Source organism: Allokutzneria albata (assembly GCF_900103775.1).
GTDB classification, from domain to species: domain Bacteria; phylum Actinomycetota; class Actinomycetes; order Mycobacteriales; family Pseudonocardiaceae; genus Allokutzneria; species Allokutzneria albata.
In genome coordinates this window covers 6,282,601-6,305,585 of the sequence record NZ_LT629701.1, presented here as the reverse complement: position 1 = coordinate 6,305,585, position 22,985 = coordinate 6,282,601, and the positions used below count along the sequence as shown (strand labels likewise).

Genomic DNA, 22,985 nt, shown 5'->3' with positions numbered 1-22,985 from the left:
TCAGTCCACAAGATCGTGGGCCGCGGCGCGGATCGCGGCGGCGTCGATCCCGTGCAGCCGATGGGCGTCGCCGAGCGAGGACGACTGTCCGAAGTCGGTGACGCCGAGCGTGGTCGTCGGGACCCCGCGCACCGTGCCGAGGAAGGCGAGCGTGTGCGGGTGCCCGTCGAGCACCGTCACCAGCGGCACGTCCTCGGCGAACAACACGTCCAGGATCGACTCGTCGACGAGCGAGGCCGGACCGCCGGTCGGCAAGCCCGAACGGGACCGCGTGGCCCGGAACAGCAGGTCGGCGCTCGTGACCACGACGACCGCCGCGGAGACGCCTTCCGAAGCCAGAGCCGACGCGGCCGCCAGAGCCTCGGGCACCATCGCGCCCATCGCGGCGATCACCACGTCCGGCGCAGCCGGGGACACCAGGCGGTAGCCACCGGCGACCGCGTGCCGACGGCGCTGCTCGCGCTCCTCGGGCGAGGTCGGCACCGCGGCCAGCGACTGGTCGACCGGGCGGGTGGACAGCCGGAAGTACGCCGAGCACCCGCCGGGCCTGCCCACGAAGCTCATCGCGTGCAGCAGCGTCCACTCCAGGTCGGCGGCGAACGCGGGCTCGTAGGCGATCACGCCGGGGTGCTCCAGGCCGACCGACGGCGTGGTGATGCTCTGGTGCGCGCCGCCCTCCGGAGCCAGGGTCACGCCGGACGGGGTGCCGAGCAGGATCGACTGACCACCCGCGTAGATGCCGAACGTCCACGGCTCCAGCGCGCGGTTGACGAACGGGTCGTAGATCGTGCCGATCGGGATCAGCGACTCGCCCCACCGGCTCCACGTCGCACCGAACTCGCCGAGCGCGCCGACCAGGTTCACCTCCGCGATGCCCAGCTCCACGTGCTGACCGACCGCGGCCTCGTCCCAGTGGATGCGGGTCTCCGGATCGTCGGAGAACCAGTTCTTCGGCGGCTGCTCGCCATCGACGGTGAACACACCGACCTTGTTCAGCCACGCGGCGAGGTTGGTCGAGGACGCCACGTCCGGGGAGATCGTCACGACCCGGCCGGCCACCTCGGGGGCTTTGCGCCGCAGGTCCATCAGCACGCGGCCGAACGCGGCCTGGCTGGACGAGGTGCCCTTGTGCGCCGGGGAGACCTCGGTCGGCACGGACAGCGGACTGACCGCACGGACCTCCGGGCGCTTCAACCGGGACGCGGCGGCGGCCAGCAACCCGGCTTCGGGGCTGCCCGGCTCGAACAGGCGCCACGGATCGTCGACCGAGGTGCCGAGCGTCGCGGCCAGATCGGCGTACTGGTCCGGCTTGAGCAGCGCGGAGTGGTTGGCCGGGTGCCCTTCCACGGGCAGGCCGCGGCCCTTCACCGTGTAGGCGAAGACGACGGTGGGCCTGGTCGGGTCGGCGCCGGCGAAGGTGTCCATCAGGCCGCCGAGGTCGTGCCCGCCGAGATCGCGCAGCGCGGCGGCGAGGCCCGCGGCGTCCACAGTGGACAAAAGCCGGGTGAAGGCGGGGTCGGGGCGCTCACCGACGAGGCGGGCGCGCAGCTCGTCGCCGCTCGTGCGCAGCATCCGCTGGTACTCGGCATTGGGCATGCCGTCGATCCGGGCGCGCAGCAGCTCCCCGCCGTCCGCCTCGAACAGCGACCGCAGCAGCGGGCCGTACTTGCAGGTCAGAACCTCCCACCCGGCCGCTGCGAACATTCCGGACATTCGGTCGTAGGCGATGCCGGGGATGACGCGGTCCAGCGACTGGCGGTTGAGGTCGACCACCCACAGCAGCTCGCCGAGCTGGGCGACCTGGGGGTCGTGCACGGCCTCCCAGACCGCGCCCTCGTCCAGCTCCGCGTCGCCGACCAGGGCGATCATCCGGCCGCGCGGGCTGGTCGAGCGGCCGCCGCCGAAGTGCGCGTCGCAGTACCTGCGGGCCAGCGCGGCCCAGATTGTCGCGGTCGCGCCGATGCCCACGGAGCCGGTGGAGAAGTCGACGGTGTCCGGGTCCTTGGTGCGCGACGGGTAGGACTGCAGCCCGCCCAGCTCGCGCAGGCGGGGCAGGTACGAGGCGTCCAGATCGCCGAGCAGGTAGTTGAGCGCGTGCAGCACCGGCGAGGCGTGCGGCTTCACGCTGACCCGGTCCTCGCTGGTCAGCGAGCCGAACCAGAGTGCGGTCATCAACGAGACCATCGACGCCGACGACGCCTGGTGACCGCCGACCTTCAGGCCGGAGGCGTCCCCGCGGACGTGGTTGGCGTGGTGCACGATCGAGGTGGCCAGCCACAACACCCGCCGTTCCACTGAACGCAGGACGTCGATGTCGAGGCCGGTGTCCGTGGCGACGCTGCTCACAGGTCGGGACGGTAGCCCACCGCACCCGCGTTCGGGCAGCGACGAAACTCACCAGCGGCAGATGAAGGAGTCCTCATCGGGGACTCACGAAGGCTTCGAAGTCGGAGCCCAGAGTGGTTGCCATGACTTCAGCAAGCCGCGTCGGCATCGTGTCCATGGTCGCCGCCGGAGTGATCGGCCTCACTGCCGCGGTGTACGCCTTCGCCGGGCAGGCCGCTCCCCCGCAGGTCTCCGGGGAGGCGCCACTGGCACCCGTTCCCGGCCTCGTGAACCACGTCCAGCAGCCCGGCGCGCCGGTCGCCCCGGTGCTCTGCGACGACGATGATGACCCCGATGACCTGGACGACCTGCACGACGATGACGACGACAACGACCCGGATGACGACCTCTACGACGACGACTGCGACTGATGAGTAGTCCGGTCCCCGTGCGCCGCCGGGTCCCCGCGCGGGTCCGGATCATGGGCTGGCTGCTGGGGCTGATGGTCCTGGTGCTGGCCGCAGTCGTGCTGATGGTCTGGCGGCTCTCGCTCACCGACGTGGACAACCGGGTCAACCGCGGCCTGGAACAGGAGGTCCACGAGTTCGCCGACTTCGTCTCGGCGGGCCGGGACCCGCGCACGGGTGAGCGGATCTCCGATCCGACCAGGCTGCTCGCCGCGCACCTGTCCACGCAGTACCCGGAGAACAACGAGGTGCACGCCGGGGTCGTGGTGCAGCCGGACCGGATGGTCATCCGGGTCGAGGGCAATCCGGCCTTCGACATGCGCGCCGACGAGGCGCTGTTCCGCCGGATCATCGACGCTCCGGCGACCTACGGCGACACCGACACCGCGGGCGGGACGATGCGCTGGGCGAAGTCCCGGCTCACCGGCGAGGGGATCGCGCCGTCCTACTTCGTCACCGCCTACTTCGTCGGCGGGATGCGCTCCGCGGCGCTGTCCACGGTGCGAATCCTGTTGCTGGTCAGCGGTTTCGGCCTGGTGCTGGCGGCCGGGGTGGCCTGGGTGGTGGCCGGTCGCATCCTGGCGCCGGTGCGGACCGTGCGCCAGGCCGCGGCGGAGATCACCGAACACGACCTCTCCCGCCGCATCCCGGTGCACGGCAAGGACGACATCGCCGCGCTGGCGGAGCAGTTCAACGCGATGCTGGACCGCCTCGACCAGGCGTTCGCCACGCAGCGCCGCTTCCTCGACGACGCCGGGCACGAGCTGCGGACGCCGATCACCATCGTCCAGGGGCACCTGGAGCTCATGGGCGACGATCCGGCGGAGCGCGCCGAGGTGGTGCGGCTGTGCACCGACGAGCTGGAGCGGATGAACCGCATCGTCGGCGACCTGTTGCTGCTGGCGAAGGCGGAGCGACCGGACTTCGTGAACCGGCACGAGGTGTCGCTGCACGAGCTGACCAGCGACATCGACGCCAAGGTCCGCGCGCTCGGCGACCGCAGGTGGGTGCTGGAGGCGATGGGCGAGGGCACGGTGCGGGTGGACGAGCAGCGCGTCACCCAGGCCGTCGTGCAGCTCGCCCAGAACGCCGTGCAGCACACCGAGCCCGGCGCCGAGATCCGCATCGGTTCGGCGCTGATCGACGGGCGGGTCTCGTTCTGGGTGGCCGACTCCGGGCCCGGCGTGCCACCGGAGGAGCACGAGAAGATCTTCCAGCGCTTCGGCAGGGCGGGCACCGGCACGCGCGACCGCACCGGCGCCGGGCTGGGGCTGGCGATCGTGCTGGCCATCGCCGAGGCGCACCACGGCGTGGCGAAGGTGGTCTCCGAACCCGGCCAGGGCGCGACCTTCGGCATCGACCTGCCCGCGACGGAGGAAGAGCAGTGAGCCGCATCCTGATCGTCGAGGACGAGCAGCGCATCGCGTCGTTCGTGGAGAAGGGCCTGCGCGCCAACGGGTTCAGCACGACCGTGGTCGGCGACGGGGAGACCGCGGTCGACTACGCGGTGACCGGCGGGTTCGACCTGGTGGTGCTCGACCTCGGGTTGCCGGACCGGGACGGGTTCTCCGTGCTGCGTTCGCTGCGCGAGGCGAAGGTGACCGCGCCGGTGATCATCCTGACCGCGCGGGACTCGGTGCACGACACGGTGGCGGGCCTGGAGGGCGGGGCGGACGACTACATGACCAAGCCGTTCCGCTTCGAGGAGCTGCTGGCGCGGGTCCGGCTGCGGCTGCGCGGTCCGGAGCGGGCGCCCGAGGTGACGGTGCTGCGGCACGAGGACCTGTCGCTGGACCTGCGGACCCGCCGCGCCCAGCTGCCCGGTCAGGTGATCGACCTGACCGCGCGCGAGTTCGCGTTGCTGGAGCTGTTCCTCCGGCACCCGGGCCAGGTGCTCGCGCGCGAGCAGATCCTGTCGCACGTGTGGGGCTACGACTTCGACCCGGGCTCGAACGTGGTGGACGTCTACGTGCGGGCGCTGAGGAAGAAGGTCGGGGCCGAACGGATCGACACGGTGCGCGGGATGGGCTACCGCATGGGTCGCTAATCCTCGAAAATGTTTGCAGGCTCTTTGCGGGAGCGAGCAACCACTGCATGATCGAGCGCATCGTCCCTCCCAGTGCTGCGAGGCTCCGATGCGCAAACTCGCCCTGGCCGCTTCATCCCTGCTTGCGGCCACCCTGCTCGCCCCTGCAACAGCCACAGCCGCCCCACCGGGCGACAAGGACGTGATCGTCAGGCTCTTCCAGTGGAACTGGCCGTCGGTGGCCAAGGAGTGCAAAGATTTTCTGGGTCCGCGCGGGGTCGGCGGGGTGCACGTGTCCCCGCCGCAGGAGCACATCGTGCGCAAGGACCTCGGCAGTCCGTGGTGGCAGGACTACCAGCCGGTCAGCTACAAGATCGACAGCCGCCGGGGTGACCGGGCCGCGTTCGCCGCGATGGTCACCGCCTGCAAGTCGGCGGGGGTGAAGGTCTACGTCGACGCGGTGATCAACCACATGGCCGGCCAGGACGTGCCCGGCACCGGGTGGGCGGGCAGCCGCTACGACCACTACTCCTACCCCGGCGTCTACGCCGACCAGGACTTCCACCACTGCGGCCGCAACGGCAACGACGACATCAAGAACTACTTCGACCGCTTCGAGGTGCAGAACTGCGAGCTGGTGAACCTCGCGGACCTGAAGACCGAGAGCGAGCCGGTGCGCAACCGCATCGCGGGCTACCTCAACGACCTGCTGTCCCTCGGCGTCGACGGGTTCCGCATCGACGCGGCCAAGCACATGCCCTCCGCGGACATCGGCGCGATCAAGGCGAAGCTCTCCCGCCCGGCCTACGTCTTCCAGGAGACCACCTTCGCGGCCGGTGAGCCGATCGTGCCGGACGAGTACCTGCCCAACGGCGACGTGAAGGTCTTCGCCTACGGCTACGACATCGCGCGGATCTTCAACCACGAGAAGCTGTCCTACCTGCGCACCTTCGGTTCCTCGCTGCCGAGCAACAAGGCCGTGGTGTTCACCGACAACCACGACACGCAGCGCGGTCACCCGGTGCTGACGCACAAGGACGGCGGGCGCTACGCGCTGGCCAACGCCTTCGTGCTGGCCTGGCCGTACGGCACCCCGCAGCTGATGAGCTCGTTCGAGTTCGGCACCACCGACCAGGGTCCGCCGAGCGACGCCGACGGTCGCACCAAGAACGCGACCTGCTTCACCGACGGCTGGCGCTGCGAGCACCGGTGGCAGGTGATCAGCAACATGATCGGCTTCCACAACGCGGTGCGCGGCACCAACGTGAACAGCTGGTGGGACAACGGCAACGACCTGATCACCTTCGGCCGCGGCGACAAGGGCTACCTCGTGCTCAACGACGAGGGCTCCGCGGTCACCGGCCGGTCCTTCCGCACCCCGCTGCCCGCCGGCAGGTACTGCGACGTGATCCACGGGGACTTCTCCGGCGGCAAGTGCTCCGGTCCGGTGTACACGGTGGACGGCGGCGGCTGGTTCCGCGCCGACGTCGCCGCGCACGACGCGATCGCTCTGCACGCCAACGCCCGCGTGGGCTGACCTTCCCCGCCGACTGGTTCAGTGCACTGGGGGTGTGCTGAACCAGTCGGCTACGTGAAAGCAGTTTCATCACCCTGTCACGGATGCCTCACCACCGGGCACGACCGTGGTCGGCATGCAGACCACGGCGACGAGAGCCCCGGTGCTACGCCTGCTGGCGGGCGTGCTCGGCCTCGGCTCCGTGGCTTTCCTGCTCGTCGAGCACGCTCCGGGCCTGTCCGTCTCGGGCCGCCTCACCCTCGGGGTGTTCGCGGTCGCGATCGCAGGGTGGACCCTGACGAAGATCGACGACACCTACATCGGCCTGGCCGCCGCCGTCGCCCTGGTCGCGATCGGCGTGGTGAGCCGGAACGAGCTGTTCGCGACCCTCGGCGATGACACGATCTGGTTGCTGGTGGCGGCATTCGTGCTCGCGGCGGGTGTCACGGCGACGGGACTGCCGACGCGGGTCGCGACCGCCATGGCCACCCGCGCGCGCAGCGTCCGAGGTCTTGCGCACCTGACCACCGCCGCTCTCCTGGCCAGCGCGTTCGTGATCCCGTCCACCTCCGGCCGGGCCGCGTTGGCCCTGCCGGTCTTCCTCGCGCTGGCCGACGCGCTCGCCGACCGGCCGCGCGTGGTGCGCGCTCTCGCGATCCTCTTCCCCACGGTGATCCTGCTGTCGGCGATCGCCTCGCTCCCCGGCGCGGGCGCGCACCTGATCACCAGCCGGCTCCTCGCGAACACCACCGGGCATGAGATCGGCTTCGCGCACTGGATGCTGCTCGGGCTGCCCTTCGCGCTGGTCAGCTCGCACTCCGCGACGGAGCTCGTGTTGTTCCTGTTCACCACGAAGGCGGATCGGCGCCTTGGCCTGTCGCTGCACCTGCCCACCTCGGCGCTGTCCTCCGCCGAGCGCCGGTGCGCCGTGCTCGTGCTGGCGGTCGGCATCGCCTGGGCGGCGGGAGCGCCTGCCACGATCGTCGCGGTGCTCGCCGCCCTCGTCGTGACCGCGCCGAAGTTCGGCACGGTCACGCTCAACAAGGCGTTGACCGGAGTTCCCTGGCCGCTGCTGGTGTTCATGGCGTCGGTGACCGCGCTCGGCACCGGGCTGAGCAACTCCGGCGCAGCGAAGTGGCTGGCCGAACGCCTGCTCACCGGCGTTTCCCCCGACGCGCTGCTCGTCGTCGCCGTCGCTGTCAGCACCGCGGCGCACCTGCTCGTCCAGTCGCGCTCGGCGCGGTCCTCCGTGCTCGTCCCGCTGCTCATCCCCGCCGCGACCGCGGTGGGCCTCAACCCCGCCGCGGTGGCCTTCGCCTCGACGGCCGCCGCGGGCTTCTGCCACACCCTGCCGTCCTCGGCCAAGGCGACCGCGATGTTCGAGGGCTACCGCACCGCCGACCTCGTGCGGCTCGCGGTGTTCCTCGGCCCGCTCACCGGCCTGCTCGTGCTCGCCTTCGCCACCGGAGTCTGGCCGCACCTCGGCCTCCCGCTCCGCTGACCGTCCACTGTGGAGGAACAATGTCTTTCCCGAACCGGTTCGTGGTCGCCCCCAGCGGGTTCAAGGAATGCTTGGAGGCGGATGCCGTGGCCGCGGCGATCACCGCGGGCATCTGGCGGGTCGTCCCGGGAGCCGTGGTCGACCAGGTTCCGCTGGTGGACGGCGGAGAGGGTTCGGCGAAGGCCCTCGCCGCGGCGACGGGCGGCAGCCTCGTCCCGGTGCGGGTCACCGGCCCGGTCGGCGCTCCGGTCGACTCTCACTTCGCGCTGCTCGGCGGTCCCGGTCCGCTCACGGCGGTCGTCGAGATGGCCGCCGCCGCCGGATTACGCCTGGTGCCGACCGATCTGCGCGATCCAGGAGCGACGACGACGCGCGGGGTGGGCGAGCTGATCACCGCCGCCCTCGACCACGGCTGCGAGCGGATCATCGTCGGCTGCGGCGACTCCGGCACCTGCGACGGCGGCGCCGGAGCCCTGCAGGCACTCGGCGTGCGACTGCTCGACGCCAGCGGTGACGAACTGGGCGTGGGCGGTGCGAAGCTGGAGAAGCTGACCGGGATCGATCCGTCCGAAGTGGACGGACGACTGCACGAGGTCGAGGTGGTCCTCGCGTGCAACCCGCACAACGTGCTGACCGGACCGCGCGGGGTCGCGCGGGTGTTCGGCCCGCAGAAGGGCGCCACCGTTGAGCAGGTCGAAGCGCTGGCGTGGGCCATGGAGCGCTGGGGCGCCGCGCTGCTGGAGACCTTCGGCGTCGACCTGCGCACGGTCGCGGGCGCCGGCGCCTCCGGCGGGCTCGGCGCGGGCTTGGCCGCGCTGGGCGCGAAACTGTTGCCGCGCTTCGAGGTCGTGCTCGCGCACGCCGACCTCGACGCCCGGCTGGCCACGGCGGACCTGGTGATCACCGCCGAGGGCGCCATCGATGCGCAGACCGTTCGCGGCAAGGTCCCCGCCGAGGTCGCGCGCCGGGCGAAGTGCCACGGCAAGCCCGTGATCGCCCTCGCGGGCACCATCGGCGCGGGTGCGCGGACGAACTACGACATCGGCATCGACGCGTTCACCGGCATCCTCGACGCGCCGGTGCCGCTGCCGGAGGCGATGGACCGCGCGGCGGAACTGATCACCGACGCGACCGAGCAGACGCTCCGGCTCGTACTGGTCGGAGCGGCGCTCGGCGCGTCGGCGGCGTGAGCCGGATCAGCAGCGCTCAAGACGGTCGACGCGCCCGCTCGGGCCGTAGAGGTCGTGCCGCTGGCCGGGCTTGTAGGTCCAGCACGAGCTGTCCGGACCGAAGTCGACGATGATCTTCACCTTGTGCGTGCTCTTGCAGCGGTTGGTGACCTCGATGCGCATCTTCCACTGGTTGTTCTTCCAGGTGACGCACGACGGCGCGGACTCTGCGGCCGAGGCGGGGGCGGCTGTGAGGAACGGGGCGACAACGGCCAGTCCGGCACCGAGCAGTGCCACACGCATCCCCCGACGAGACTTCTTCACTACGACTCCAAAGGAAGAGAACTAGGTCATCGGGGTGACGTGAGTCGGCACGTGCCGGTTCCTCCGCGCACGGCTGTTCGGCCGACGCCGAAGTCAGCGACCGGCCGCGTACCCCTGAGCGCCACGGGGATTGGCCGCGCCGTAGAGCAGTCCGGTCTCCGGATCGCGCGCGACGGCGGACATCCTGCCCAGCGACCACGCCCCGCCGTCCACAACGCGGTGCCCGCGCTGTTCGAGCGAGGCGATGGCGGAAGTGCCCAGCCTCGACTCCACGACCAGCTCGCCGGGCGTCCAGTTGCGCGGGTAGAACGAGCTGGGCACGGCGTTGGAGTGCCAGGTCGGCGAGTCGATCGCGGCCTGCAGATTGAGCCCGCCGACCGTGTGCGCCAACCAGAAGCACAGCTGCCACTGGTCCTGCTGGTCCCCGCCGGGCGTGCCGAAAGCGAGCACCGGACGGCCGTTCCTGCTGGCCATGGACGGGCTGAGGGTGATGCGCGGGCGCTTGCCGGGCGCGAGGGAGTTGGGCAGTCCCTCGTCCAGCCAGAACATCTGCGCGCGGGTGCCGAGGCAGAACCCGAGCGAGGGAATTGTCGGTGAGGACTGGAGCCACCCGCCCGACGGCGTCGCGGACACCATGTTGCCCCAGCGGTCCACGACGTCGACGTGCACGGTGTCGCCGCGCGTGGTGCCGGTGCGGGACACCGTCGGCTCGCCGACGCCCGCCGCCGCGGTGGCCGGACCCGCGGCCCGGCCGGAGTCCACATAGGACGGAAGCGTGACCGCTCGTCCCTCCGGCGTTCCCGGGCGCAGCTCCAAAGACGCCTCCGCGCCGATCAGCGCCGCGCGGGAGGCGGCGTAGGACCGCGACACCAACGCGTCGATCGGCACGTCCGGATCGTCGCCGTACCACGCCTCACGATCGGCGAAGGCGAGCTTGGTCGCCTCGACCGCCTGGTGCACCGTGTCCGCTGTGGCCACTCCGTCCACATAGGACAAGTCACGGCCGTCGAGCAACCGCAGCTGCTGGGCCAGCGCGGGCCCCTGGCTCCACCGGCCGATCTTGTGCAGCGACCACCCGTCCGCGAGGTCGACGGTCAGCGGCGCCTCGTAGGAGGCCTGCCAGGACGCGATGTCCTGCGCCGTCAGCACTCCGGCGTGGTCGCGGCCGGAGTCGTCGCGCACCGGAGTCCGGCAGAACGCCTCGATCTCCTCCGCGACGAAGCCCTGCGACCACGCCCGCCGCGCCGCGTCGATCTGCGCTTCCCGGCCGCTGACCGCCTCGGCCTCGGCGAGCAGGCGCTCCCACGTGCCTGCCAGCACCGGGTTCGTGAAGCGGCTGCCCGGAGCCGGGGCCTTGCCGTCGCGCAGCCACATCGCGGCCGAGGTCGGCCAGTGCTCGGCGAACAGCCCGGCGACGGTGTCGATCGTCATCGGGACGCGGTCGATCAACGGGAAGCCGTCCCGCGCGTAGCCGATCGCGTACCCGAGGACCTGGCGCAGCGATCGCGTGCCGTGGTCGCGCAGCAGCGTCAGCCAGCCGTCCCAGGCGCCGGGGACCGTTGCCGCGAGCAGCCCGGTTCCCGGGATGAGGTCGAGCCCCTGGTCGCGGTAGTGGCCGATGCTCGCGCCCGCCGGGGCGACGCCCTGGCCGCACAGCACCTCGACGCGATCGGAGCCCGCGGTGGCGAACAGCGCGGGCACCTCGCCGCCGGGGCCGTTGAGGTGCGGCTCCACGACCTGGAGCACGAAGCCCGCGGCGACCGCCGCGTCGAAGGCGTTGCCGCCGTCCTCCAGCACCGCCATTCCCGTTGCCGAGGCCAGCCAGTGCGTGGAGGCCACCATGCCGTACGTCCCGACGAGCTCGGGCCTGGTCGTGAACACGCTCCCAACCTAGGCGAAGTCGTTAACATTGCTAAATACCGGATCGATTCAGAGAGCGGCGCCCACGCAGGCGACCAGGAAGACGACCTGCTCGATGGTCCGCGGGACGAGCGGCGTTGCGGACCGCCCGCCGAAGTCGAGCCGCTTCACCGCCGCGTGGACGTTCGCCGGGAACATCGCCAGCAGCAACAACGCCAGGCAGATCGCCGCGGCGCGGGCGGTCACCGGAACGAGCAGCCCGACCGCGCCCACGATCTCCAGCACTCCGGTCAGCGTCACCAGCAGCGCCGGGTTCGGCAGCCAGGGCGGAACCATCGCGATCATGTCCGCGCGCAGCTTCGACCAGTGCGCGAACCCGGTGAGCAGGAACATCAACGCGAGTCCGACCCGCAGCGCGGGCTGCCACCCGTCCAGTACGTCGACGCCGGACAACCCGGCGACCCGAGCAAGACCCCAACCAGCGAAAAGCGCGATCAACGGTGCCATGCCCAGAAGCATAACACTGTTTTAGAACGGCGTTATCAAATTAGTCGACCGGCTGCATGCCGACCCCGCGCCAGCCCAGCCCCGCCCTGCGGAGCACGTCCGGGTCCAGGTGGTTGCGGGTGTCCACGACGATCCGCCCCTCCAGCAGCGAGGCCACCCTCGCCCAGTCCAGCGTGCGGAACTCCGGCCACTCGGTCAGCAGCACCAGGCCCGCCGCCCCCCTGGCCACCTCGTACGCGTCCCCGACCACCCGCACGGTGTCGGTGGTGCCCGGCACCGCGCCCGCGACGCCCGGGTCGTAGGCGGTCAGCTCGGCGCCTTCCTCGCGCAGCAGTTCGGCGACCGCGAGCGCGGGCGAGTCCCGAAGATCGTCCGTGCCCGCCTTGAAGGTCAGGCCGAGCAGGCCGAGCCGCACCCCGGCCAGCGAGCCACCGCAGGCCTCGCGGATCTTGGTGACGATGCGCTGCCGCTGGCGGGTGTTCGTGTCGATCGTGGCGCGCAGCAGCATGAAGTCGAATTCGACCGCGTCGGCGGCCTGGATCAGCGCGTGCGTGTCCTTCGGCAGGCAGGAGCCACCCCAGCCCGGCCCCGGCTGGAGGAACGCCTGGCCGATCCGGCGGTCGTAGCCGATGCCCTCGGTGACGTCGGCGACGTTCGCGCCCAGCCGCTCGGAGAGCTCGGCGATCGCGTTGACGTAGGACAGCTTCATCGCGAGGAAGCAGTTCGCCGCGTACTTGACCAGCTCCGCGCTGGGCGCGTCGGTCAGCACGGTCGGGGCGCCCAGCCGGGCGTAGAGGGCGGCGACCCGCTCGGCCGCGTCCTGGGCGCTGGAGCCGACCACGATCCGGTCCGGGTTGAGGAAGTCGTGCACCGCGCTGCCCTCGCGCAGGAACTCCGGGTTGCTCACCACGGCGATGTCCGGCCGGTTCAGCAGCTTGTGCACCCGCTCGGCGGTGCCGACCGGAACGGTCGACTTGTTCACCACCACGCAGCCCACCGGCAGCAGGTCGCGCACCTCGGAGATCACCGACTCGACGGCCATCAGGTCGGCGGCGCCGCCGACGCCCATCGGGGTCGGCACGCACATGAACACGACCTCGGCGTCCAGCACGGCCTTGCTCGCACCGAGCACGAACTCCAGCCGCCCTGCGGCCAGTCCTTCGGCGACCAGCTCGCTCAGCCCCGGCTCCAGGATGGAGACCTGGCCGGCCGACAGCCGTTCCACCTTCTCCGGGTCGACGTCCGCGCAGATCACCCGATGCCCGAGCGAGGCGAGGCACGCGCCCGTGGTCAGGCCGACATAGCCGGAGCCGACCACGGCGATACGACGGGCGAACACGACACCACCCCCGATGGCGGCCAGGGAAGAGGAAACCTTCAGCCAAGGCATCCTGGCATCGCGCACAGGCGCATCGCCAACCGGCCAATTCTCTGCAACGCGGAGTGACTGGGCGGTAACCGGGGCATTAGTGTCTCCGGCTTGTGGAGCAGCGTCGTCTAGGTAAGTCGGGCCTCGTGGTGAGCGCGGTCGGCCTCGGGTGCAACAACCTCGGCAGGCCCGGCACGTCGACCGAGTCGCTCGCGGGCACCCGCGAGGTCGTCAACGCCGCGCTCGAGTCCGGTGTGACCTTCTTCGACGTCGCCGATGTCTACGGGGCGCCGCGCGGGCGCAGCGAGGACCTGCTCGGCCAGGCGCTGACCGGGGTCCGCGAGCACGCGGTGATCGCCACCAAGTTCGGCATGGACATGCAGGGCACCAACGGCCCCGACTTCGGCGCGCGGGCCTCCCGGCGCTACATCACCAGGGCGGTGGAGTCCTCGCTGCGCAGGCTCAACACCGACTGGATCGACCTCTACCAGCTGCACCGGCCGGATCCCGCCACCCCGCTCGAGGAGACGCTGGCCGCCGCCGACGACCTGGTCCGCTCCGGCAAGGTCCGCTACGTCGGCCACTGCAACCTGGCGGGCTGGCAGATCGCCGACGCCGCGTGGACGGCGAAGACCGCCAACCGGGTCGCCCCGATCTCGGCGCAGAACCACTACTCGCTGCTGGAGCGGGAGGCCGAGCGCGACGTGATCCCCGCGTGCGCCCGGTTCGGCCTCGGTCTGCTGCCGTACTTCCCGCTGGCCAACGGCCTGCTCACGGGCAAGTACCAGCGGGAGACCGAGCCCCCGGCGGGCAGCAGGCTCGTCGGCAGGGACCGGCTGCTCGCGGACGCGCCGTGGGACCGCATCGACGCGCTGCGCGAGCTCGCCAGGGAACGCGGGATCTCCATGATCGATCTCACCGTCGGCTGGCTGGCGCACCAGCCCGCGGTCGCCTCGGTGATCGCGGGCGCGACCAGTGCCGAGCAGGTCAAGGCCAACGCGGAGGCCGCGCGCTGGCGACCGACCGCCGACGACCTCCAGGAGATCGACCGGATCTGCCCGCCGGGTCGCCGCTGAGTCACGCTGAGTAGCGACCGGGGTCGCCCGAACGCTGATCACGACTGGCCGCATGGCCGATGCTCACCGAGGGTGCGGCCCGCCAGTCTCTTCCCATGGAGCTTCTCGGAATCCTCGCCCTCCTCGGCGGGCTCGCGGTGCTGGCGGCCCTGCCCCTGGTCGTCGTGCTGCACACCGTCGAAGCCCGCAGACGGTAAGGCATCTCACCTCCCAAGCGCTCGCTTGGACCCCGTAGCCTCACAGCGCGGGCGGCAGCTCGGGCCGCCTTCTCGACGCTGAGAGGACAGGCATGCAGATCACCGACACCGCTGCGATCGTCACCGGTGGTGCTTCCGGCCTCGGTGCGGCCACGAGCCGCGCCCTCGCCGCCAAGGGAGCGCGCGTGTTCGCGCTTGACCTGGAGAACTCCATCAAGAACGCCGAGCAGGTGGACGGCGTCACCTACGTCGAGGCCGACGTCACCGACCCCGAGCAGGTCCAGGCCGCCATCGAGCAGGCGAGCGCCGCGGCCCCGCTGCGCGTCGTGGTCAACTGCGCGGGCGTCGGCTGGGCGGGCCGCATCCTGAACAAGGCGGGCGAGGCGCACGACTACGACCTGTTCCGCAAGGTCGTGGAGATCAACCTGGTCGGCACGTTCAACGTGATGCGCCTGACCGCCGCCGCGATCGCCACCACCGAGGAGCTGGCGGGCGGCCACCGCGGCGTCATCATCAACACCGCCTCGGTCGCGGCCTTCGAGGGCCAGATCGGCCAGATCGCCTACTCCGCGTCGAAGGGCGGCGTCGTCGGCATGACCGTGCCCGCCGCGCGCGACCTCGCGAACAAGGGCATCCGGGTGATGACCATCGCCCCCGGCCTGGTCAACACCCCGATGCTGGCCGGTGTGGACGAGAAGTTCCGCGAGGGCCTCGCCGCCGGTGTGCCGTTCCCGAAGCGCCTCGCGGAGCCCGAGGAGTACGCCCAGCTCGCCACGATGATCGTCGAGCACGACTACCTCAACGGCGAGGTCATCCGGATGGACGGCGCCCTCCGCATGGCGCCCCGCTAGAACTCCCTCAGAGGTCGCCCGCGAACGGCAGTTCGTGGGCGCCCTCTGAGCTCATCCACCTGCGCAACGTCCAGGTCGCCATCACGTCGTCCTCGTTGTACTCCAGGAGGCGGCGGCGCTGATCGGGCTGCGGCTGCTCGCCGTCCATGCCGACGGCGTCGCGGTACCAGCGCATCGAGTTCTCGCCGCCCGCCTCGGGGTCCCGCCAGTGGAAGCCCGCGGCGGGCGCGATCGTCTTCAGCCCCTTGCCGTTGGCGCACAGGAACTGGTCCCGCACGATGCCGAACAGGTCGACCCACTGGCCGGAGTGGATGAACGCCTTGACCTCGGCGACCGTCGGCACGCCCGGCCGCCCGGCGAAGCGCTCCGCACTGGAGAGCATCCACCGGTTCTCCGCCAGCTCGTTGTAGCAGTACGCGCGGAAGCTCAGCCCGCGCGCCCGCGCCCGCACCCGGATGCCGGTCAGCCACGTCCAGAACTCGCCGAAGGAGCGGCCCTCGTCCTCGGTGGGCAGCGGCTCCCAGGTCGCGAAGGCGCGGTAGCCCTGCTCCTCGTCGACGTCCGCGCCGGAGAGCCAACAGCCCCACAGGTACGCGCCCGCGTCGCCGAAGCTCTCCATGTCCACGTCGAGCTCGATGTCGGCGCGCGGCACCTCGATCCGCTCGACTCGGCGCACCAGGTTCATCCCCCGCAGCCACGCGCGGGCGAGCAGCACGGAGTCCTCGAACGGCATGCCGACCAACGGCACCGGCGGCTCCGCCGCGTGCGGGTCGAGCTCGGCCAGCTTGTCCACAGTGGACACGCCGACACCGCGCAGCGCCGTCGCGTCCTCCCCGCGCACCACCAGGCTGACGTCGCGGGCGCCGCGCAGCTCCGCCTCGCAGGTCGGCCACCACGGGCAGGTGCGGCACTCCACGATCCGCGAGGGCCGGGCCAGCGGGTCGGCCTGCGCCCGCGCGGCCCTGGCGACGGCGAGCCGGTCGGCGAAGCGCGCGTCGTACTCCGACAGCGCGGTGCGGCCGTTGGGCCAGGTCGGAGCTTCGAGGTCGTGCCAGAGCACCACGTCGGCGTCCATGCCGATCACCCCGCCGGTCGCCCTTCCGGTCGCGGCGAACCCGCTGGCCTGCAACAACCGCGTCGCGTGCGCCAGCCGCAGCTGGTCGCGCGGTTGCGGGCGGACCTTGCGCAGCGGGTCGGAGCGCGCGCCCCCGGGGTAGGGCAGGCTCAGCGGCGAGGTCCGAGCGCCCGAGCCGGGATCGGAGACCTTGTGCCGCACCACGATCAGCGGCACGTACCCGCCGTAGGGGCTGCGCACCAGCAGTTCGACGCCGCCGCGACGGCCGCCGAGCGGATCGGCGGGCAGCAGCCCGCCCCACACGTACGGCACCCCGGCGGTGAGCAGCGCCAGCGTGACGCGCTCCCGGTCGGCGGCGGACTCGGTCGCCGGAACCTCGGCCCACTGCGCGCCGAGACCACGGGCCAGCCGGTCCGCGACGGCCCTGCGGTGCGCCTGGGCGTCGGCCATCCGCTGCGCGCCCGCCGGGTCCGGCGGCGCCTTCGGCACGTCCGCCATGTTCGGGTCGTGTTCCAGGTGGACGCGACGCCGGCAGCGGTTCACCACCCCCGCGTCCAGCAACACCTGAGAACTCACACGGACCAGCGTAAGTGCCCTGCCAAAGATCAGTGGCAGGTACTCCGCGATCGATCGCCAAACCTTGACCAGCGCGCCGCGCTGCCCGGCGGCGCGCTGCGCCATAGTGTTGCTCCCAGACCCGCGGAGGTGACGGCAGGATGGCGCGCAAGCGGCGAGTTCCCAAGCTCACGGCCAGCAGCACGAAGAACCTGATCGGCGTAGGCAAGGTGCTGATCCCGGTGCTCGCGCCGATCGCGCTGAAGGCCGCGTCGGTGGCCCGCGACCGCTACGACCAGCTGCGGGCGCGCAGGCTCGGCGTCCCCGTCGACAGCCTCGCGCAGTTCTCCGGCAAGGGCGGCGCGCTGCACGCCCGGCTGGTCGGCATCGGCAACGCCATCGGCGATCTCCGCACGAGCGGCAAGTCCTCCCCCGAGGCGGACGAGTTCGCCGCCGGCAGCGAGCAGCGGCTGGTCCAGCTCGCCGCCGCGGTGCGGGCCGCCGAGCGCATGCCGTCGAGCAGGCGCAAGGCGGCCCACCAGAGCGTCGCCGCCGAACTGGACCGGATGGAGGCGGAGCTGCTCCGGCGCTTCGGCGTGGCCTAGCCCCGCGTCACCACCGGCCCGGTCAGGGTCACGAACCCCTGCTCGACCAGCCAGTTCCTGGCGACGTCGGCCGGGTCCTTGCCGTCGACGTCCACCTTGGCGTTGAGCCTGATCATCACGTCGTTGGTGAGCCGGTCCGCGATCGGCTTGAGCACGTCGGCGATCTCCGGGTGCTTCTGGAACAGCTCCTGGCGGATGTTCAGCGCGGCGTTGTAGCGCGGGAAGAACTTCTTGTCGTCCTCCGCCACCGCCAGGTCCAGCGCGAGGATGCGCCCGTCGGTGGTGAACACCTCGCCGAAGTTGCAGATCCTGCTGTCGGTCATCGCCGGGTAGATCGCGCCGGTGGCCAGCGTCCGGACGTTCTCCTTCTTCGCGGTGAACCCGTAGGTCTTCTGCACCCCGGGGAACCCGTCGTTGCGGTTGGCGTACTCCGTCTCCACGCAGAACGTCGCCTCCGCCGGGTTCTCCCTGGCCAGCTCGGCGATGTCGGACATGGTCCGGATGCCGAGGCGCTGCGCGGTCTGCCTGGTCATCGCGAACGCGTAGGTGTTGTCCAGCGGCGCCATGTTCACCCAGACGACCTTGTTCTTCGCCAGGTCGGCCTTGCGCACGGCCTCGAACTGCGCCGCGGCGTCCGGGATCGGGTCGGTGTTGCCCAGGTAGCTGATCCACGAGGTGCCGGTGTACTCCCAGACCAGGTCGATCTGCCCGCTGGTCAGCGCGTCCCGCTGCGAGTTGGAGCCGGAGATGTTGGTCAGGTCGCGGACCTTCGCCCCCGCAGCGGTCAGCGCGAACTCGGCGAGGTAGCCCAGCACGACCTGCTCGCTGAAGTCCTTGGAGCCCACCGTGATCTCCACGTCCCGCAGCTGCGGGACCGGCCGGATGCTGCCGGGCTTGACCTCCAGCGGCACCGACGACCCGGCCGACAGACCGCAGCCGGACAGGAGAGCGGCGGTCGTCACCGCGGCAGCGACCTTGTTCAGGGAGACCTTCTTCATCGCAGCCCCTTCGGTCCGAGCAGTTGTTCGGCCAGGGCGCCGAGCCAGTCGACCAGCAGCGCCAACGCGACCGCGAGCACCGCGCCGACCACCAGGACCGACGTGCGGCGCAGCTTGTAGCCGGTATCGATCATCACGCCGAGCCCGCCACCGTCGACGAGCATGGCCAGCGTCGCCACGCCCACCGCGAGCACGAGCGCGGTGCGCAGACCGGCCAGCACGAACGGCACGGCGAGCGGGAACTCGATGCGCCGCAGCACGGAGAAGCCGGACATGCCGATCCCCCGCCCCGCCTCGACGAGCGCGGGATCGACCTGCTGCAGGCCGACCATCGTGTTGCGCAGCACCGGCAGCAGCGCGTACAGCGCGGTCGGCAGGACCACCACCCAGAAGCCCGTCCAGCCGGTGGCCAGGAAGAACAGCACGAGCAGACCGACCGCGGGAGCCGCCTGCCCGATGTTGGCCAGGCCGAGCACCACCGGCACGAGCGGCCTGGCCCACCGCCGGGTCAGCACCACCCCGAGCGGTACCGCCACCACCAGCACGAGCGCGGTCACCACCGCGGTGATCTCCACGTGCTGCCAGGTGAGCGTGAGGATCGTGGAGGCGTTGATGCTGCGCTTCTCGATCTCGTCGAGGTCGCTGCCGAAGGCCCAGGCGAGCACGACCGCGACGATGCCGAGCACGATCAGCGGCTGGGCGTAGAGCCGGATCCGCTCCGCGCGGCGCGACCCGGCGGCGGTGGCCGTGGTCATGCCCTCGCCTCGTCCCGGAGTTGGCGGATCGTGGACATCACCGTGTCGATGTCCACGACGCCGACGTACTCACCACGCGTGCCGACCACGACGGCGAAGCCCTCGTCGTCGGTGAGGATCGCTTCGAGCGCGTCCTGCAGGGTCGAGGCCTCGGACACGCTGTCCTCCACCGGGCGCCCGGCCGTGCGCAGGGACTTGCCCGGTCCGAGGTCGCGGGCGGAGACCCACCGCAGCGGTCTGCGGCGCGCGTCGAGCAGCAGCCCGCTGCCCTTGCCGACGCGCTCGCGCAGCTGCTCCGGCGAGTCGTCCACGGTCGCCGTCGGCACGTCGCCGTGCTCGACATCGCGCACCCGCAGCAGCGTGAGCTGCTTGAGCGAGGCGCCCGCACCGACGAACCCGGCCACCGTGTCGTCGGCCGGGTTGGCCAGGATCGCGTCCGGGGTGTCGTACTGGAGGATCTTCGAGCGGTCCCCCAGCACGGCGATCCGGTCGCCCAGCTTCACCGCCTCGTCGAAGTCGTGGGTGACGAACACGATCGTCTTGCCCAGTTCCGACTGCAGCCGCAGCAGCTGGTCCTGGAGGTTGCCCCGGGTGATCGGGTCGACCGCGCCGAACGGCTCGTCCATCAGCAGCACCGGCGGGTCGGCCGCGAGCGCGCGGGCCACGCCGACCCGTTGCTGCTGACCGCCGGAGAGCTGGCGCGGGTAGCGGTCCCGGAACTCGCCGGGCTCCAGCCCCACCAGGTCCAGCATCTCCTCCACCCGGTCGGCGATCTTGTTCTTGTCCCAGCCGACCAGCCCCGGCACCACGCCGACGTTCTGCCCGACGGTCATGTGCGGGAACAGGCCCGCCTGCTGGATGGCGTAGCCGATCCGGCGGCGCAGCTGGTCCGGGTCCAGCTTCAGCGCGTCCTCGCCGCCGATGGTGATCCGCCCGGCGCTCGGCTCGATCAGCCGGTTGATCATCTTCATCGTGGTGGTCTTGCCGCAGCCGGAGGGGCCGACGAAGACGACCGTCTCCCCCGCCGGGATGGTCATCGTGACCTCGTCCACCGCGGCGGTCCTCTGCCCGGGGTAGCGCTTGCTGACGTTGTCGAGGTGGATCTCCACACCGGTCTTGCCGTTCACCGAATCCCCCTCGGGGTGGTCAGTCGGCCGACGAGCACCCACAACCCGTCGACCACCAGGGCCAGCACGATCACGCCGAGGGTTCCGGCGACCGCCATGTTCACCGCGTTCGCGCCCCCGACCCGTTGCAGGCCGGAGAAGATGAGGTTGCCGAGCCCGGGGCCCTTGGCGTAGGCGGCGATCGCCGCGATCCCCATCAGCATCTGCGTGCTCACCCGCATGCCGGCGAGGATCGACGGCCAGGCCAGCCGCAGCTCGATCCGCGTCAGCACGCCGGTGCGGCTCATCCCGATGCCCCGCGCGGCATCCGTCACCGATTTGTCCACAGTGGACAGACCGACGATGGTGTTGCGCACGATCGGCAGCAGCGCGTAGAGCACGAGCGCGGTCACCGTCGGCGCCACGCCGAGCCCGAGCACCGGGATCAGCAACCCCAGCAACGCGAAGGACGGAATGGTCAGCACGGCGCTGGTCAGCGCCGTCGCCAAGGCCGAGCCGCCGGGGCTGCGGTACACCCCGATGCCGACCAGGACCCCGATCACCGCGGCGATCACCGTGCACTGGAGCACCGCGCTCGCGTGCAGGTAGGAGTCCACGAGCACCTGCTCCCACCGGGAAGCCAGGAACTCCCAGAAGCTCACCGCAGTGCCTCGGGTTCGACGACCGCGACCTTGCCGTTGGGCGAACCGTTGCCATTGCCGTTGCCCTCGCAGACCTCCAGCGCGAACTCCTCGCCGTACTGCTCGGTGCCGTGGATGACTGCGGCCTCGACCACCTCAAGGCCCTTGTTCTCCCTGCGCACCAACGGATCGCTGCGCAGGTCCTTGGCGAGCGAGACGCACATCGCGACCATCACGGCGGCGAACGGCACCGCGGCGATGATCGTCAGCTTCTGCAGGCCGTCCAGCGCCGTCACCCCGCCGACCATCAGCATCACCGCGGCGACCGCGCCGGTCAGCGCGCCCCAGAACACGACGACCGACTTGTTCGGCTCGATCGACCCGCGCTGCGACAGCGTCCCCATCACGATCGACGCCGCGTCCGCCCCGGACACGAAGAAGATCGCCACCAGGATCATCACCACGACGCTGGCGATGCCCGCCCAGCCCGGGAACTGCTGGAGCACGCCGAACAGCTTGGCCTCCTGGCCGCTCGCCCCCGCCAGGTCGACACCGTTGCGCTGGAAGTTCAGCGCGGTGCCGCCGAGGATCGCGAACCAGAGCAGGCTGACCATGCTGGGCACCAGGATCACGCCGCTGACGAACTGGCGGATGGTGCGGCCGCGGCTGATCCGCGCGACGAACATGCCGACGAACGGCGTCCACGAGATCCACCACGCCCAGTAGAAGATCGTCCAGTCGCCGAGCCAGCTGGCCATGGCGTCACCGCCGCTGGCCGCGGTCCTGGCGGCCATCTCGGCGGCGTCGGCGAAGTAGTGGCCGATCGAGGTGGGCAGCAGGTTGAGGATCAGCACCGTCGGGCCGACCACGAACAGGAACAGCGCGAGCAGTCCGGCCAGCACCATGTTGATGTTGGAGAGCCACTGGATGCCCTTGGCGACGCCGGACACCGCTGAGGCGATGAAGGCGATGGTCAGCACCACGATGATCAGCACGAGCACGGTGGTGCCCGCCGACTCCATCCAGCCGACCTCCTTCAGCCCGCGCCCGATCTGCAGGGCGCCGAGGCCGAGCGAGGCGGCCGAGCCGAACAGCGTCGCGAAGATCGCCATCACGTCGATGGCCTTGCCGATCGGGCCGTTGGCCTGCTTCTTGCCGATCAGCGGCTCGAACACGGCGCTGATCAGCTGGCGCCTGCCGCGGCGGAAGCTGCCGTAGGCGATGGCCAGCCCGACCACGGCGTAGATCGCCCACGGGTGCAGCGTCCAGTGGAAGAGGGTGGTGGCCATCGCCGTTTCCAGCGCCTCGTCCGTCATCGCCGGGACCGTGCCCGGCGGCGGGCTGGTGAAGTGCGACAGCGGTTCGCTGACGCCGTAGAACATCAACCCGATGCCCATGCCCGCGCTGAACATCATCGCGACCCAGGACACCGTGCGGAACTCCGGCTCCTCGCCGTCCTGGCCGAGCGGGATCTTGCCGTAGCGGCTCATCGCCAGCCACAGCGCGAAGACCACGAAGCCGGAGGCGGCGAGCACGAAGGCCCAGCCCGCGTTCGCGATGATCCACTTCAGCGCCGCCCCCGAGACGGCGCTCAGGCTCTCCGTGCCGAAGACGCCCCACGCGATGAAGGCGAGCGCGACGACGCCCGCGACACCGAAGACCACGGGGTCCAGCCGGGCCGGGCGCTCGGCGAGCGACGAGTCCGCCTGCGGCTCGCCGGGCAGTGTCGTGGCCCCTTCGGGTTCCAGGGGACTGTGCTTCTCCGGTCGCCGGTGTTCTGAGTTCTCGGTAGCCACGATGCGTCGCGCCGCTAGGCGCATCCTCCTTCACAAAAGCGAACAGAAGCGCCACGCGGCCGGTACCGCTGCCCCAGGCGAACCCGTCTCGCAGACCGGCCCCGACCGCCTTCAGCGACCCCAACCTGACCCATTCGGCGTAGCGCGGTCAACCGGGCTCACCGGCGGCGTGGCCTAACCGACACCCTTTCTGCTCCATCAGGCGCATCGAGTTCCGCAATGCGCAACAACAGCGGTGCGTGCCACCCGGCGGCTTAGCCCGTCCG

General features: G+C 71.2%; 20 protein-coding genes. 9 read left to right on the top strand and 11 right to left on the bottom strand.

The window, feature by feature from the left end; genetic code table 11:
- Positions 1-2,346, bottom strand: a complete 2,346-nt coding sequence (locus tag BLT28_RS28680; RefSeq protein ID WP_156050612.1) for a transketolase-like TK C-terminal-containing protein — start codon at positions 2,344-2,346, stop codon at positions 1-3.
- 122 nt (positions 2,347-2,468) lie between these two features.
- On the opposite strand from BLT28_RS28680, the gene BLT28_RS41515 reads away from it, so the two are divergent.
- From BLT28_RS41515 to BLT28_RS28650, 6 genes are all read left to right on the top strand, one after another.
- Complete coding sequence (locus BLT28_RS41515; protein ID WP_197683906.1) at positions 2,469-2,756, top strand: hypothetical protein; 288 nt, start codon at positions 2,469-2,471, stop codon at positions 2,754-2,756.
- Positions 2,756-4,180, top strand: coding sequence for a sensor histidine kinase (locus BLT28_RS28670; protein WP_030427942.1), 1,425 nt, complete (start codon positions 2,756-2,758; stop codon positions 4,178-4,180). The genes BLT28_RS41515 and BLT28_RS28670 overlap by 1 nt, the downstream gene beginning before the upstream one ends.
- On the top strand, positions 4,177-4,839 hold the full coding sequence (locus BLT28_RS28665) for a response regulator transcription factor (RefSeq protein ID WP_030427941.1): 663 nt from the start codon (positions 4,177-4,179) through the stop codon (positions 4,837-4,839). Before BLT28_RS28670 ends, BLT28_RS28665 begins: the two co-directional genes overlap by 4 nt.
- An 88-nt stretch (positions 4,840-4,927) precedes the next feature.
- Positions 4,928-6,355: an alpha-amylase gene (locus BLT28_RS28660; protein WP_030427940.1), complete on the top strand. Its 1,428-nt coding sequence runs from the start codon at positions 4,928-4,930 to the stop codon at positions 6,353-6,355.
- 115 nt (positions 6,356-6,470) lie between these two features.
- Complete coding sequence (locus BLT28_RS28655) at positions 6,471-7,835, top strand: SLC13 family permease (protein WP_081900125.1); 1,365 nt, start codon at positions 6,471-6,473, stop codon at positions 7,833-7,835.
- 20 nt (positions 7,836-7,855) lie between these two features.
- Entirely contained in the window at positions 7,856-9,025 is a 1,170-nt protein-coding gene (locus BLT28_RS28650) for a glycerate kinase family protein (protein ID WP_030427938.1), read from the top strand.
- A 6-nt stretch (positions 9,026-9,031) separates the two neighbouring features.
- On the opposite strand, the gene BLT28_RS28645 is transcribed toward BLT28_RS28650, so the two are convergent.
- The 4 genes from BLT28_RS28645 to BLT28_RS28630 all read right to left on the bottom strand — a co-directional run bounded on the left by BLT28_RS28645 (position 9,032) and on the right by BLT28_RS28630 (position 13,034).
- The gene (locus BLT28_RS28645) at positions 9,032-9,307 is read right to left on the bottom strand and encodes a hypothetical protein (protein ID WP_083383791.1); all 276 of its coding nucleotides are present in this window, start codon (positions 9,305-9,307) and stop codon (positions 9,032-9,034) included.
- 114 nt (positions 9,308-9,421) lie between these two features.
- Positions 9,422-11,209, bottom strand: coding sequence for a gamma-glutamyltransferase family protein (locus BLT28_RS28640; protein ID WP_030427936.1), 1,788 nt, complete (start codon positions 11,207-11,209; stop codon positions 9,422-9,424).
- Positions 11,210-11,257: 48 nt separating this feature from the next.
- Positions 11,258-11,695, bottom strand: coding sequence for a DoxX family protein (locus tag BLT28_RS28635; protein WP_030427935.1), 438 nt, complete (start codon positions 11,693-11,695; stop codon positions 11,258-11,260).
- 40 nt (positions 11,696-11,735) lie between these two features.
- Positions 11,736-13,034, bottom strand: a complete 1,299-nt coding sequence (locus tag BLT28_RS28630; RefSeq protein ID WP_030427934.1) for a UDP-glucose dehydrogenase family protein — start codon at positions 13,032-13,034, stop codon at positions 11,736-11,738.
- Between the two features lie 179 nt (positions 13,035-13,213).
- Here BLT28_RS28630 and BLT28_RS28625 point away from each other — a divergent pair, with 179 nt between their 5' ends.
- Both BLT28_RS28625 and BLT28_RS28620 read left to right on the top strand, forming a co-directional pair.
- Positions 13,214-14,140, top strand: coding sequence for an aldo/keto reductase (locus tag BLT28_RS28625; protein ID WP_322789363.1), 927 nt, complete (start codon positions 13,214-13,216; stop codon positions 14,138-14,140).
- A gap of 289 nt (positions 14,141-14,429) precedes the next feature.
- Entirely contained in the window at positions 14,430-15,188 is a 759-nt protein-coding gene (locus tag BLT28_RS28620) for an SDR family NAD(P)-dependent oxidoreductase (protein ID WP_030427932.1), read from the top strand.
- A 7-nt stretch (positions 15,189-15,195) separates the two neighbouring features.
- Here the strand turns inward: BLT28_RS28620 and BLT28_RS28615 are convergent, their stop codons facing one another.
- Positions 15,196-16,839: a TM0106 family RecB-like putative nuclease gene (locus BLT28_RS28615; protein WP_030427931.1), complete on the bottom strand. Its 1,644-nt coding sequence runs from the start codon at positions 16,837-16,839 to the stop codon at positions 15,196-15,198.
- A gap of 140 nt (positions 16,840-16,979) precedes the next feature.
- On the opposite strand from BLT28_RS28615, the gene BLT28_RS28610 reads away from it, so the two are divergent.
- Positions 16,980-17,423, top strand: a complete 444-nt coding sequence (locus BLT28_RS28610; RefSeq protein WP_030427930.1) for a DUF6474 family protein — start codon at positions 16,980-16,982, stop codon at positions 17,421-17,423.
- On the opposite strand, the gene BLT28_RS28605 is transcribed toward BLT28_RS28610, so the two are convergent.
- Genes BLT28_RS28605 through BLT28_RS28585 form a run of 5 tightly spaced genes read right to left on the bottom strand, consistent with a single transcriptional unit; the run spans position 17,420 to position 22,647 of the window.
- Positions 17,420-18,421, bottom strand: coding sequence for a glycine betaine ABC transporter substrate-binding protein (locus BLT28_RS28605; protein WP_030427929.1), 1,002 nt, complete (start codon positions 18,419-18,421; stop codon positions 17,420-17,422). The two genes, BLT28_RS28610 and BLT28_RS28605, sit on opposite strands and share 4 nt — an antisense overlap.
- Positions 18,418-19,176, bottom strand: coding sequence for an ABC transporter permease (locus BLT28_RS28600; RefSeq protein WP_030427928.1), 759 nt, complete (start codon positions 19,174-19,176; stop codon positions 18,418-18,420). The genes BLT28_RS28605 and BLT28_RS28600 overlap by 4 nt, the downstream gene beginning before the upstream one ends.
- Positions 19,173-20,303 carry an ATP-binding cassette domain-containing protein gene (locus tag BLT28_RS42200; RefSeq protein ID WP_030427927.1) on the bottom strand — a complete coding sequence of 377 codons (1,131 nt, stop codon included), beginning with the start codon at positions 20,301-20,303 and terminating at the stop codon, positions 19,173-19,175. Before BLT28_RS42200 ends, BLT28_RS28600 begins: the two co-directional genes overlap by 4 nt.
- Positions 20,300-20,944 (bottom strand): ABC transporter permease, encoded by a 645-nt coding sequence (locus BLT28_RS42195; protein WP_030427926.1) that lies wholly within the window; start codon positions 20,942-20,944, stop codon positions 20,300-20,302. Before BLT28_RS42195 ends, BLT28_RS42200 begins: the two co-directional genes overlap by 4 nt.
- Complete coding sequence (locus BLT28_RS28585; RefSeq protein WP_043810684.1) at positions 20,941-22,647, bottom strand: BCCT family transporter; 1,707 nt, start codon at positions 22,645-22,647, stop codon at positions 20,941-20,943. The genes BLT28_RS42195 and BLT28_RS28585 overlap by 4 nt, the downstream gene beginning before the upstream one ends.
- Between the last annotated feature and the right edge of the window lie 338 nt (positions 22,648-22,985).